The 13,056-nt window shown below is 65.7% G+C and carries 14 protein-coding genes; 13 read left to right on the top strand and 1 reads right to left on the bottom strand.

Going from position 1 to position 13,056, the window contains the following annotated elements; genetic code table 11:
• The first annotated feature begins 146 nt into the window (after window positions 1–146).
• Window positions 147–1,301, top strand: a complete 1,155-nt coding sequence (locus tag AB5I84_RS00745) for a substrate-binding domain-containing protein (protein ID WP_369453916.1) — start codon at window positions 147–149, stop codon at window positions 1,299–1,301.
• A gap of 57 nt (window positions 1,302–1,358) precedes the next feature.
• Here AB5I84_RS00745 and AB5I84_RS00750 read toward each other — a convergent pair whose 3' ends face one another.
• The gene (locus AB5I84_RS00750) at window positions 1,359–1,667 is read right to left on the bottom strand and encodes a hypothetical protein (protein WP_369453917.1); all 309 of its coding nucleotides are present in this window, start codon (window positions 1,665–1,667) and stop codon (window positions 1,359–1,361) included.
• Window positions 1,668–1,849: 182 nt separating this feature from the next.
• On the opposite strand from AB5I84_RS00750, the gene AB5I84_RS00755 reads away from it, so the two are divergent.
• The 12 genes from AB5I84_RS00755 (at window position 1,850) to AB5I84_RS00810 (ending at window position 13,009) form a co-directional block, all read left to right on the top strand.
• Window positions 1,850–2,464, top strand: a complete 615-nt coding sequence (locus AB5I84_RS00755; RefSeq protein WP_369453918.1) for a TonB-dependent outer membrane receptor — start codon at window positions 1,850–1,852, stop codon at window positions 2,462–2,464.
• A 3-nt stretch (window positions 2,465–2,467) separates the two neighbouring features.
• Window positions 2,468–3,073, top strand: a complete 606-nt coding sequence (locus AB5I84_RS00760) for an RNA polymerase sigma factor (protein ID WP_369453919.1) — start codon at window positions 2,468–2,470, stop codon at window positions 3,071–3,073.
• Window positions 3,074–3,107: 34 nt separating this feature from the next.
• Window positions 3,108–3,986: a FecR family protein gene (locus AB5I84_RS00765; protein ID WP_369453920.1), complete on the top strand. Its 879-nt coding sequence runs from the start codon at window positions 3,108–3,110 to the stop codon at window positions 3,984–3,986.
• Window positions 3,987–4,085: 99 nt separating this feature from the next.
• Window positions 4,086–4,517 (top strand): hypothetical protein, encoded by a 432-nt coding sequence (locus AB5I84_RS00770; protein ID WP_369453921.1) that lies wholly within the window; start codon window positions 4,086–4,088, stop codon window positions 4,515–4,517.
• Window positions 4,518–4,653: 136 nt separating this feature from the next.
• Window positions 4,654–6,282, top strand: a complete 1,629-nt coding sequence (locus AB5I84_RS00775; protein WP_369453922.1) for a ShlB/FhaC/HecB family hemolysin secretion/activation protein — start codon at window positions 4,654–4,656, stop codon at window positions 6,280–6,282.
• A gap of 33 nt (window positions 6,283–6,315) precedes the next feature.
• Window positions 6,316–8,079: a DUF2341 domain-containing protein gene (locus tag AB5I84_RS00780; protein ID WP_369453923.1), complete on the top strand. Its 1,764-nt coding sequence runs from the start codon at window positions 6,316–6,318 to the stop codon at window positions 8,077–8,079.
• A 1-nt stretch (window position 8,080) separates the two neighbouring features.
• A complete protein-coding gene (locus AB5I84_RS00785; RefSeq protein ID WP_369453924.1) occupies window positions 8,081–8,494 on the top strand; it encodes an ExbD/TolR family protein in 414 nt (137 codons plus the stop codon).
• A gap of 18 nt (window positions 8,495–8,512) precedes the next feature.
• Window positions 8,513–9,211 (top strand): energy transducer TonB family protein, encoded by a 699-nt coding sequence (locus AB5I84_RS00790; protein ID WP_369453925.1) that lies wholly within the window; start codon window positions 8,513–8,515, stop codon window positions 9,209–9,211.
• Window positions 9,212–9,232: 21 nt separating this feature from the next.
• A complete protein-coding gene (locus AB5I84_RS00795; protein WP_369453926.1) occupies window positions 9,233–10,903 on the top strand; it encodes a putative porin in 1,671 nt (556 codons plus the stop codon).
• Window positions 10,903–11,595 carry a hypothetical protein gene (locus AB5I84_RS00800; protein WP_369453927.1) on the top strand — a complete coding sequence of 231 codons (693 nt, stop codon included), beginning with the start codon at window positions 10,903–10,905 and terminating at the stop codon, window positions 11,593–11,595. The genes AB5I84_RS00795 and AB5I84_RS00800 overlap by 1 nt, the downstream gene beginning before the upstream one ends.
• Window positions 11,592–12,035: a YbjN domain-containing protein gene (locus tag AB5I84_RS00805; RefSeq protein WP_369453928.1), complete on the top strand. Its 444-nt coding sequence runs from the start codon at window positions 11,592–11,594 to the stop codon at window positions 12,033–12,035. The genes AB5I84_RS00800 and AB5I84_RS00805 overlap by 4 nt, the downstream gene beginning before the upstream one ends.
• A gap of 77 nt (window positions 12,036–12,112) precedes the next feature.
• Window positions 12,113–13,009 (top strand): helix-turn-helix domain-containing protein, encoded by an 897-nt coding sequence (locus AB5I84_RS00810; RefSeq protein WP_369453929.1) that lies wholly within the window; start codon window positions 12,113–12,115, stop codon window positions 13,007–13,009.
• The last annotated feature ends 47 nt before the right edge of the window (window positions 13,010–13,056 follow it).

A 13,056-nucleotide genomic window follows, 5' to 3' on the forward strand; every position in this document is an offset into this window, starting at 1 on the left:
AAAATTAAAAGAACCCGAGTTTTTTTAATTCTTCTTCAATGAGTGGCGTCTAAGGTGGTGTTCAGCGCCAGACACCGGCCGATACCAAGGCTGCCGATGTGGGCGATGACCACGCATTCAACCAATCACTCAACGAGGGCAACATCATGGATCTGATCAAGAACGCTCTGGTGGCCGGTGTGGCCGCTGCTGCTCTGGCCGGTGCATCGGTCGCTTCTGCTGCAGTAATCGGTGGCGGTGCTACGCTGTCCCAACCGCTGTTTGAAGATCTGGTGGTATACAACCCGAGCTACGGTTGGGATTACGCCGGCACCGGCAGCGGTACCGGCAAGAAAGCCTTCTTCGGCAACGATGCCACCCACTTCAACGCCGTGCGCCAGCAAAACGGTCTGCCGCCGTATGCAGCGGGCACCGCGGTGAAGTATGCGGGCAGTGACTCCGTCGTATCTGAAGCGGAAGCTCTGGACTTTGCTACTGATCTGGAGCCGACCGTGGGCAAGCTGATCCAAGTACCGCTGGCGGCCACCTCGGTGACGGTGCCGTTCAACGTGCCGGGCCTGTCTTCTTTGAACCTGACCTCCGCTCAGCTGGTTTCCATCTTCAAAGGCGAGATCACCAACTGGAACCAGCTGGACAGCTCCTACCCCGACCTGGCCCTCAAAGTGGTGTACCGCACCGGCGGCAGCGGCACCACCGAGATTTTCGTGCGCCACCTGAAGGCTGTGGATTCAGTCAAGTTCCCGGACGTGACCAATGACTTCCAAAGCACTATCGATCCTTCCAACCCGGTATTCGTGCAAGCGACCGGCAGCGGCGGCGTCGCCGGTTCTGTTCAGGCCACGCCTGGCGCCATTGGCTATGTGAGCCCGGATCCGGCCTACATCGACGTCAACGATGCCAGTCAGGTTGCTGCACTGCAAAACCCGAATGACGGGCAGTTCTACCTTCCGACCGAAGTGAACGTGATCATGACCGTGGAATCTGTAGAGCCGCCGGAGGGTACTGATCGTCTCCAAGCCATCAATTGGGGTAAGACCTTTGCCAACCCGACTGCGGGCTATTCCATCGCAGGCTTCACCTTCCTGCTGGCGAATGAGTGCTACGCGGATCCTAGCGAAGCGTCCTCTATCCGTGCGTTCTTCCAAGATCACTACACCGGCACCCACGATGCGGATATCAGTGCCCACGCCCTGATCCCGCTGGCTGCCAACTGGAACAGCGCTGTGATGGCGACCTACATCAACAGTGGAGCTCCGGCAGAAATCAACGGTGCTGGTTGCTCTACTAAAGCCGGCCGCTGATCCACCCCGCCCCACCAAAACGGGCCCTCACGGGCCCGTTTTGCTTTCCCCAATTCACTAGCGCGGCGGCCGTTCCGGTACCACGCCCTTGCCGAATTGATTGCCCAGCATGGTCCGCAGTGCGGACTGATTGAACAGGCCCCATTGCTGCGGCGCACGTTGAGGGTCGGTGCCATCCAGGTTCCAAGGGGCAACGCCGGGTTGACCAGAGGCTGCCGGTGCCGCCATCGCTGCACTCAGGCACTGATAGTCAGGAATGCGCACGCCATCCACCTCAATGCTGACGCATACCGGCAGCTCCGTAGCTGTTTCGGCGTGACTGATCAGCGGCAGGCCGATGAGCAGCAGGGCAGTGAAGGGGCGCATGGCGGGACTCCGAAACACAGCGGGACACCAGTATGGCCAACTGGCGCGCCGCGCCGGTGACAGCTTTGCAAAATCCCTGTTGGCCGCCGCCGGGGTGTGTTTGTAACGCCTCTGTAACCGGGTCTCACCAGTATTGTGATCCGGCGCACAGGTGGCCTGGGCGCGCTCAGCGGGAGTGCCGCATGCGGTGGCAACGGATCGCCTGCACCGGCTGGCTGGTGCTGGCGGCGGCAATGGCGATGGCTGCGGAGCGGCGGCAGTTTGATCTGCCTGCGGCGCCGCTGCATGAGGCATTGGAAGCCTTCAGCGCGGCCACCGGTATGGCGGTGCTGTACCCGCGCCCTTGGGTGGACGGCCAGCAGGCACCGGCGCTGCGCGGGGCGTTTGAAGATCAAGACGCGCTGGCTCATTTGCTGGCCGGCAGCGGTCTGGAGGCGGCGTTCAGCGACTCGCGTCAGCGTGCCTTTACGTTGCGGCGGCTGGCGCCCAGTGCGGCGCCGGTGGTGGATGACCGCGCGCTGGCCGATGGCCTGCGCCGCTGGCTCTGCGCCACGCCGCTGCTGGCGCCGGGGGATTACCGCGCCGCCTTGCAGTTGTGGTGGCATCCGGACGGCCGCGTCCGGCAGGTGAAGTTGTTGGCCAGCACTGGGGTGCCGGACCGCGATCGCCAGTTGCAGCGTCGGCTCGGGCAATGGCAGCTCGCGCCGGCAGCACGACAAGGACGGGAGCAGCCGGTCACCCTGCTGCTCACGCCGCAGCCCGGTGGGCCGGCGGCGCAGTGTTCAGGAGAGCGCTAGCCGATGAGCAAGGAACAAATGAAAACGCTGTATCTGGAGCGTTATCACGAGCTGAAACGGCGCCTGGTGGCGCGGCTGGGCAACGAGCACATGGCCGAGGATGTGCTGCAGGAAACCTGGATGAAGGTGGACCAAATGGCGGACGCGACCGCCGTGGCCAACCCGATGGGCTACCTGCTGCGTATCGCTGTCAATCTGGCCATGGACCAGCACCGTGCCGAGCAACGCTTGCTGTACAGCGACGAAGTGGAATCCCTGATGCATGACATGGCATCCGGGCCGGGGCCGGCGGAAGCGGCCCAGGCCGAGCAGGAAGTGTGGTTGCTGCGGCGCGCGTTGCACCGGCTGCCGAGCCGGCGGCGGCGCATCTTGTTGGCATCACGGCTGGCGGGGGTGGGGCACCGGGAGCTGGCGCAGGAATTTGGGGTGTCGACCCGCACCATCGAAAAAGAACTCAAGGCGGCGCTGCTGTTTTGTGGCGACCTAGTGGAACGGGATGTGTACCAACGGTTCGGTCCCGGGGCCGGCAGTCGGTCTGTTCCTCATGCGCGGACGCAACCGGCGTCCGACTCTGATGCGGTGACCGATTCCCATGGTGATCCGGCCTGATACAGCGCCGCACACAGCATCCACTGAGGAAGCGGTGGATTGGATTGTTCGGCTGACCTCCGGCGCTGCTACGGCAGCGGATGCGGAGGCATTCCGCCAATGGTGTGCGGCCAGCCCTGACCATCGCGCGGCATTTCAGCGCGAGTACCGGCGCTGGCAACAACTTTCCCACTGCGCGCTGGCGACTGCCGCGCCGCAAAATCCGCAGCGCCGACGGCTGCTCAAGGGCCTGCTTGCCGGTGGCGCGGTGGCGGCCGGCATGGCGGGACTGGGCGTCGGTGTTGCCGGCTGGCGCAGCCCTAGCGGCGACTATGTCACGGCGGTGGGCGAGCAGCGCGAGCTGTCGCTGGGTGACTTGGCTCTGACGCTCAATACCGACAGCGCGCTCAATGCGCGGCCTCAAGACCGTGGCTGGTGGCTGGAACTGCTGCGCGGCGAACTGCTGCTGACGGCGCCAGCACAGGGTTTGGCCATGGTGCGGGCGGGCGCGGCGTTGGTGCAGGTGCGCGATGCCCAGGTCAATGTGCAGCAGTTGTCCGAACGCTTGTGCATCACCTGCCTGCAGGGCCAGGTGCGGGTGCATTCCGGCAGCCAGCAGACCGCGCTCTCCGGCGGCCAGCAACTGGTGGTGCGCGGTGAGCGGCAGAGCGATGTCTACCGCGCCGACGCCGACAGCGTGTTGGCGTGGCAACACGGGGTATTGGTGTTCAACGACCGGCCGCTGGCGGAAGTGGTGGATGAACTTAATCGTTATTGGCCCGGCCGGGTGCTGCTGCTGCGCCGCGAACTGGGGCGCATGCGGGTGCAGGCGCGCTTCGAGCTGGATCAAATCAACGAGATTCCGCAATTGATCGGCACCGCCTATGGATTGTCGGTGACGCGCTTGCCGGGGCAGGTGGTGGTGCTCAGCTGAGCCGTCGATCCTGTGCTGGCGACCGCCGGGGTTGTCGCGGGCCATCGCCGAGGTGTGCTTGGCGATACTGCCGCGGCAATGGAGCGGCGGAGCGCGGACGTGAAACGGTTGCTGATAATGCTGTGTAGTGTGGCCGGGTGTGCGGCGCCGCCGGTGCAACTGCACCTGCCCGCCGGCCAGTGGCCGTTGGACGGCGTGACGCCGGTGGCGATCGGCCATAGCGGCGACATGTTGCTGCTGCGGTTTGCCGACGGCCGCTACCTCGGCCACCGCCAGTTGACCCATGACGAGTTGGCCTACTTTCAGTCCGGCGGCGCCACCGATGATCAGCGCGCCGCTCACTTCCTGTCAGCGACCGATGCCGCGCCTTTGCTGCACCGAACCGCCGGCGATCGGGCGCTGTGGGTGCAGCCGGTGCCCAACAGTGCCGGAGCTTCCAGCCTGCTGCTGCGCCATGGCGCGCACTATTACTACCTCGATACCAGCGTCGATCCGACGCTGTTGCTGCACTGGCTGCAGCGCTGGCACTGACTGCCGTGTGAATTCTTTGTGACAACCCTTCGGTGCCGCGTCGGCATCGCCGTCAACTGGGCACTGTTCGGGTGGCTGGCTGCGGCGTGGCCGCCCGGTTGCCCCCCTGGCCGGGGACCAAAGGGAAAACCAAGGCATGACGGCAGCAACAAGGACGCGTCGATTCGGCGCACACGGAATTTTCGCCAGTGCGTTGATGCTGGCACTGGCAGCGCCGGCGTTAGCGGCGGAACAAGCGGACGTCAGCGACGACGCGGCGCACATCGATACTGCCACCGTTACGGTGCGCGAGTACCTGGTGCGCGGCAACACGGTGCTGACGGTGCGCGAGATCCAGGACACCGTGTACCCCTTCCTCGGCGAGCAGCGCACGCTGGCTGACATCGACGCCGCCCGCGAAGCGCTGCAACAGCGTTATGAGGCGGCCGGCTACCAGTCCGTGTTCGTCGATTTACCCGAACAAGCGGTGACCGGCGGCGTGGTGCTGCTGGTGGTCAACGAAACCCGCATCGGCCGGGTGCGAGTGGAAGACGCCACCCATACCTCGCCGCAAGCCATCCGCGATCAGGTGCCGGCGTTGACTGAGGGCAGCGTGCCCAACTTCCAAGCGGTGCAGCAAGAACTGGGTGCGGTGGCGCAGCGGTTGCGGCCGGTGGCGCCGGTGGTCCGCGAAGGACAGTTGCCGGGCACCATGGACGTCACTCTGCAGGTGGACGACCAGCGGCCCAGCTACGGCAGCTTGGCGTTCAATAACGACTACAGCGCTGACACCACCCACTATCGCGCCGTGGTCACCGTGGGCCACCGCAACCTGTGGCAGAAAGGCCACGATGCCTCGCTGACCTTCTTCACCGCCCCGGAAGACCTGGATGACGCCAAGGTCTGGACCGGTTCCTACCTGGCGCCGCTGGGCGGCAACTGGTCGCTGCGTGCCAATGCGTTCAAATCCGACAGCGACGTGGCCACCGTCGGCGGCACCACCGTGGTCGGTCGCGGCACTGCCTACGGCGCCACCCTGCTGTACAGCTGGCCGTTCCAGAACCGCTGGCTGCACTCGGTGTCGGCGGGCATGGAGTTCAAGAGCTTCCGTGAAGCGCTCGGCATGGCCGGCGTCGACGCCCAGCGTTACCCGATCAAATACGCGCCGCTGTCGCTCGGTTACACCGGCTACCGTTTCGGCGACAAGAGCCAGTCTGACTTGCACCTGACCGTGGTGACGGGCTTTGCCGAGTTCTTCGGTTACGGCAGCAGCGACGAAGAGTTCAACGACAAACGCCACCGCGCCCGCCCCAGCTTCACGCTGCTCAAGGCCGGTGCCTCGCATACCCATAACCTCACTGAATCCGGCTGGCAGCTGCACGGCACGGGCTCGGTGCAGCTGGCCACCGGCCCGCTGATTTCCAACGAGCAGATGTCTGCCGGCGGCGCCACCAGCGTGCGCGGCTACCTGTCCGCGGAATCCACCGGGGACACCGGTGGTTTGCTGTCCGCCGAGCTGCGCACGCCGACGCTGTCGGGCTGGCTCGGGCCAGACCTGAATGACTGGCGCTTCTATCTGTTTGCCGACAGCGCGCGCTTGGAACTACTGAAACCGTTGCCGGAACAGCGCTGGGTGCACCGCCTAGCCAGCGCCGGGGTCGGCACGCGCGCACAGATGTACGACTGGCTGTCGTGGGGCCTGGATCTTGCCTGGCCGCTGCGCGACGGCGCTAACACTGAACGTTACGACCCCCATGTGCACTTCAACGTGCGCGCCACCTTCTGATGTTTGCCCCGGACCCGGAGTAAGGACGACGCCATGCAACGCCTGATAACCCTCTTGATCACTTGCCTGCTGCTGGCGCCGCTCACCGCCCAGGCGTGGTGGGATGCCAACTGGAAGTACCGCAAGCAGATTTCCGTGGACACCACTGCCGAAGGCGCCGCCATCGACCAGGCGCCAGGGCGCACGCCGCTGCTGGTGCGGCTGCACACCGGCAACTTCGAATTCAATGATGTGCAGGAAAGCGGTGCCGACCTGCGGTTTGTCACCGGTGATGACCGCACTGTGCTCAACCACCAAGTGGAGCGGTTTGATGCACTGATGGGCGTGGCCTATGTGTGGGTCGATGTGCCGGCGGTGGACGGCGGCACCCGCCAAGACCTGTGGCTGTACTACGGCAACGACAACGCCCCCAGCACCAGCGACGGTGGCCAGACCTTTGATCCCAACTACACGCTGGTCTACCACTTCGATGATCCGGCCGGCAGCGCCCCGCGCGACAGCACCGGCTACGGCAATCACAGCACCAGCACCCTCAACGACCTCACCGACGGCGTTATCGGCCGCGCCGCACAGTTCAATGGCACCGGTGGCCTGACGCTGCCGGCGGCGGCCTCGCTGGCGCTGCCCAACGGCGGGCTAATGACGCTGAGCCTGTGGGTGCGCCCGGACCAGCTGGATGGCGACCGCGTGCTCTATGCCCGCGCCGACAGCGGCCAGCAATTTTTGCTCGGCCTGGCGGACGGCGCGCCCTATGTGGCGGTCAACGGCCAGCGCTCCACCCTTGGTGCGCCGCTGGTCACCGGCCAGTGGCAACACCTGGCGGTGACCGCCGACGGCACCCAAGTGCGGCTGTATGTTGATGGCCGTGCCGCTGCCAGCCTGGCGGCGTTATTGCCGCCGCTGAACACCGCCGCGCACCTCGCCGCCCTGCCCAATGTGGCGGTGGAGGGCGATGCGCCGGCGCCGGTGGCGCAGCCGTTCGTGGGGGCACTGGATGAACTACGACTGTCACGCATCGTGCGCCCGGAGGCTCTGCTGCGTGCGGACGCTGCGGCGCAGGGCGCAGATTCGCGGTTGGTCAGTTACGGCGTTGATGAGCAGCAGTCCGGCATGGGCTTCGGCGCACTCGGCTTCCTGTTCAGTGCGGTGCCGTTCGATGCCTGGGTGATCCTGTTCATCCTGCTGCTGATGATGCTGCAAAGCTGGGTAATTATGGTGCGCAAAAGCCGCGCCCTCACCCGCATGGAAACCGAAAACGCCGCCTTCCGTGACCAGTTCAACCACGCCGGCACCCGCCTTGAGCAGTTGCATCAGGCCACCGCCGACCGCTACCCGCACTCCTCGCTGTACCGCATCTACGACGCCGCCATGGAACAGGTGCAAGTGCGTCGCAGTGAAGGCATGACGCGGCTGTCTCCGGCGGCACTGGAGTCGGTGCGTGCCAGCATGGACGCCGCCCGCTCCGGTGCGCTGCAGCAACTCGGTGCGCGTCTCGGGGTGCTGTCCAACGCCATCGCTGGCGGTCCCTACATCGGCCTGCTCGGCACCGTGCTCGGCATCATGGTGGTGTTCCTCGGCACCGCGATGGCCGGCGACGTGAACATCAACGCCATCGCGCCGGGTATGGCTGCGGCGCTACTGGCCACCGCCATGGGCCTGTTCGTCGCTATCCCGGCGCTGTTTGGCTACAACCGCCTGGTGTCGCGCAACAAGGATGTCAGCGCGGACATGCGCGTGTTCGGCGACGAACTGCTGGCGCGGCTGGCTGAGCGCAGCGACGCCGCGCAGGAGGTGTGAGATGGCCCGCTCCAACGCGCCGGACGAAGACGATGATGTGGTCGACGGCATCAACATCACGCCGCTGGTGGACGTGCTCATGGTGGTGCTGGTGATGTTCATCCTCACCGCCACCGCGCAAGTGGCAGGCATTCGCGTCGACCTGCCCAAGGCCAGCACCTCCACCTCGCTGTCGGAATCCAACACCAAAGCGATTTCCATCAACGATGTGGGTCAGGTGTTTCTCGATGCCTACCCGGTCACTCTGCCGGAGCTGGAAGACCGGCTGCGCCGCGAAAAAGCCATCACCCCGGATTTCCCGGTGGTGGTGCGCGGTGACGCGGTGGTGCAGTACCAGAAAGTGGTGGAAGTGCTGGACCTGCTGCGGCGGCTGGACTTGAACCAGGTCGGCCTGGTCACCGGGCGGCCGAAATGATCGGCGGGAGGCCATGCGGTGAACAAGCGCGCTGACAACGCCGGTAACGGACGGAGCAAGACCATGCTGTGGTGGCTGCTGGGTGTGATCGCCTTGGTGCTGATCGGCGCTTTGGTGTGGTACTGGGCGCAGCAACAAAGCGGCATCCGCCGCGAGACGCCGCCGCTGCAGACCATCATCCCGCTGCCGCCACCGCCAGAGCCGCCGCCGGAGCAGGAGCCGCCGCCGGAACCGGAAGAGGTGGAGCAGGACGTGCCAGATCCGGACCCGGAGCCGACGCCGCTGGATGAACCGCTGCCCGAAGACGACGTGCCGCGTCCCAGTGATGACCTGTCGGAAGCGATGCAGATCGACGGCGATGCCCAATCCGGCAGCGATGCCTTCGGCCTCAGCGCCGGCGGGGGCGGCGGCATGGGCGGCAGCGGCGCCGGCCGCGCCGGCAACGCCACCTACGGGCAATACCTGGCCTATCAGTTGCAGCGGGTGCTGCGCGATGACGCCGATACCCGCGCGCTGGTGTTCCAACTGCGCCTGAACCTGTGGCTGAACGAAGGCGGCCAGATCACCCGCGTGGAAGTCCTGCGTTCCAGCGGTGATGACAGCGTGGACGAAAAAGTGGTGACGGCGCTGCGACGGGCAGCGGCGTTCGGAGAACGGCCGCCGGCGTCGCTGCGACTGCCGGTGACGATTGCGGTGTCCGGGCGTCGCCCGGGCTGATCGCTGACCAAGGAGAGCTCAATGAAACGCAAACTCGTGATGCTGGCACTGCTCACCGCCGGCGTGGCCCAAGCACAAGCCCCGGACGCCACCACCGTGAACCTGATCCGGCTGCTGGTGGAGCAGGGCGTGCTGGAAGCGGAGCAAGCCGATGCCCTGCTGCGCCAAGCGCAGCAGCAGGCGGCACCGGCACTGACGGCAGAGCCCGGCGATGTGCGGGTGCCCTACATTCCGGAGAACGTGCGCGAAGAAATCACCGCCTCGCTGCGCGAGCAAGTGATCGCCGAAGCCGAACGCGATGGCTGGGCCGCGCCCGGCCAAGTGGCCGATTGGACCCGCCGCATCAAAGTGGACGCCGACGTGCGCTTGCGCGATGAGTCGCGCTTCATGGGTGACGGCAACGATCCTTACTTGGTCGATTACCACCGCTTCAACCAAGAAGGGCCGCAGGACATGTCGCCGGCGCAGATCGGCCTCGGCGCCTACCCGCCGTTCTACAACACCACGCGTGATCGCACTAACCTGATCCGCGTGCGCGCCCGGCTGGGTGTGACGGCAATGCTGTCTGATCACTGGGAGGCCGGGCTGCGGCTGGCCACCGGCAGCAGCGACGATCCGGTGTCCACCAACCAGACCCTTGGCGGCGGTCTGGAGAAAAAAGATTTCTGGCTGGATCGCGGTTACATCCGCTGGCGCTCCGGTGACCGCTGGAGCGTCACCGGGGGCCGGTTCGCCACCCCGTTCCTGTTCACCGACATGCTCTATTCCAACGATCTAAATCTGGATGGTCTGGCGGTGGGCTTTGACGACACCGACGGCAGCGGCCTGTTCGCCACCCTGGGCGCCTTCCCGCTGGAGTACACCAGCGACGACAGCCCCAGCCGCAGTGAGGTGAAGCAGCGTTCGAAGGACAAATGGCTGTTTGGTGCCCAGGTCGGTGCGCGTTTCCAGTTCTCCGAGCGCAACAGCCTGTTGGCGGCGGCCAGTTTCTATGAGTTCGACAATATCAGCGGTGAGCGCAGTGCTGCCTGCTCCCCCTGGCGCTCGCCGCGCGAGGGCGGCTATGGCTGCTCCACGGACTGGTCGCGCCCGGCGTTCATGCAGAAGGGCAACACCGTGTTCATGCTGCGTGACATCGCGCTCGATCCCACCGATCCGGCCGCCACGCCGATGCCGCAGTACGTGGGCTTGGCCGCCGAGTTCCAGTTGCTCGACCTGCACCTGCGCTGGGACGGTGATCTGGTCAATGACCTGCGCTACCGCGTGCACGCCAACTACATCCAGAACCTCGGCTACAGCGAGAGCAAGATGTACCGCCGCATGGGCGCCACCGCCCAAGGCAGCACCGACGGCTTGATCGGTAACAACGTCGACCTCGCCGGTCGCATCAAGAGCGGCGACACCGCCTGGATGCTGGAGCTGTCGGTGGGCAACGCCCTCGATATCCGCGAGCAGGGCCAGTGGCTGCTGCAGGCCGGCTACAAGCGCATCGAGCCCGATGCCCTGCCGGACGCCTACAACGACGCCAGCTTCCACCGTGGCGGCACCAACGCCAAGGGCTTCTACCTCAGCGGCGCCTACGGTCTGCACCGCAATGTCTGGACCCAGCTACGCTGGATGAGCACTGAGGAAGTCTATGGCGCTCCGCTGGCGTTCGACATCGTCCAACTCGACCTGAACGCGAGGTTCTGATGATGCTGTCCACGCCCCGATACTTGCTGCCGGCGCTGGTGGTGCTGGTCAGTACGCTCGGCTCGGTGCAGGCGCTGGGGCAAGCCGCCCCGGCGTCGCTGGAGGACCGCCTGCGGGCGGAGCTGCGCAGCGTCAGCGATCAGTTGCAGCGCGCCCAGGCAGAACTGCGCCAACTTACCGCCGAGCGCGATCAGGCCCAGCACGCACTCAAGAGCGCCGAACAGCAGGTCGAACGCCATGCCCGCGACTTATCGCGTGCCGAATCCCAGCACGACCGGCTGCGTGACCAAGCCTCAGCGCAGATCAGCGCTCGTAACGAGCGGCTGGAGGAATACCGCGCCGCCTACGACGAGCTGCTGCATACCGCGCGCGAAAAGGAACAGCAGCGCAGTGTGGCCGAAAACGAACTGCGTTTCCGCCGTGCTCAAGTGGAGCAGTGCACGGTGCAGAACGAGGCACTGTATCAGACCGGTCACGAGGTCATCACCGCCTTTGAACAGCTGCGTACCCGCGACCTGTTGCGAGCGCGCCAGCCGTTTGCCACCCACCAGCGCGTCAAGCTCGACAATCTGGTGCAGGAATACGCCGACAGTCTTTACGGCCACCGTTACCACCCGGCCCAACCGTTGCCGGAGGCCGAACAGGCCACCGCACCGGCGGCGCCGACCACGTCTTCAGGAGCGTCCCAATGAGCGAGCATCTCGAACTGATCCGTCACTTCAGCGCTGAACAACTGGCCACTTTGCTGCGTGAGCAAGGCTACCGCGTCACCGTGGATGAGGAGGGCCGGCTGCTGCGCAGTGCCAGCCAAGGCCTGGCGTTCCTGGCTCGGTTCGGTAATGCGGCCGAGACCGATGGCCAGTGGCTGGATGTCACCTTTGGCCTCACCCTGCAAGTGGACGGCGAACTGCCGGCCGAGCTGGTGAACCGCTGGAACAGCCGCATGCGTTTCGCCCGCCTCAGCCATCAGGGCGATGCGCTGGTGCTGGAGCAAGACCTGATGGTGGCGGGCGGTGTCCATGTGGATGCCGTGAAGGCCCAGCTAACGCTGTGGGACCGGCTGATCCAAGAACTGGTGTTTTTCCTACGCGAGCAATTGGCGGCAGACGATAGCCAGCGCGCCAGCGCTTAAGCCACGGCGCCGGCACGGGAAGGCCGGCGCGTCCTGACTATCCCGGGGGCAGATCTGATGAGGGCAAGGAGGCAATCATGGCACGGTTTATCGCACCGGCTTCCAGCGCGGCCAGCCCGCTGCCGCCGGTGCAATTGGAAAGCGCTTTTGTGCGGGTCGCCGAGCGCGGCAACTTCGCCGATGCGGCACAAGACCTGGCGCTGACGCCGGTGGCGCTGCGCCGCATGATGGATCGGCTGCAACGCCAGCAGGGCGCGCGGCTGTTGTTCCGCCAAGAACGGCAGGTGTGCCTGACCTGGGCCGGCCAGCAGCTGTACCAGCGCTTGCAGGGGCATCCGTTGACGCCTTCGCGACCGCTAGTGATGGCAGTATCGGAGCCGCTGTTGTCCGGCTTCCTGCAACGCGGATTGTTGCAACTGATGCGCCAGCAACCGCAGTTGCAGCTGGTGCTACAGGCGGTGCCGCTTGGTGCCGCCGCCGCGCAGTCAGATTTGGCGGTACTGCTCAGCGACAGCGCGCCGGCGGACGACGCCCGCCACATGGGGCAGGTGGAATTCTCGCCCCATGTGGCGCGGCGTCAGCTGCGCCATAGCCCATGGCTGGCGGAACTGGACAGCGCTGCGGTCGGCCAGTTGGTCGGCGTACAGCCGGAAAGCATGGCTCAGTGCCCGACGCTGGCGGGTTGGCACCAGTGGCTGTCGCGCTACGCCCAAGGTTGGGTGCAAGTGCCGGCCAGCGAACACGCCCGCGCCCAGCTGCAGGGTGGCCGCGCGGTGGCACTGCTGCCCACCTTCACGCCGCAATTGGCACCGGAGCTGGTGGCCGTGCGTTGGCGCGGCGAGTCATTGCCGCATTTGCGTGTGTGGTTGCACAGCGATGCCGCCGCGCCGAGCGCGCCGCTGCAGTGGCTGCATAACGCGGTCGGCGGCCTGCTGCAGGAGCGCGCCACCTGGCTCGGCACCCGGGTGCAATAACAACTGTGCAGTAATTGAGGATTCCCCCACCGCGCAGTTGCCGCGTA

Origin of the sequence: Alcanivorax sp. REN37 (genome assembly GCF_041102775.1) — a bacterium.
GTDB classification, from domain to species: domain Bacteria; phylum Pseudomonadota; class Gammaproteobacteria; order Pseudomonadales; family Alcanivoracaceae; genus Isoalcanivorax; species Isoalcanivorax beigongshangi.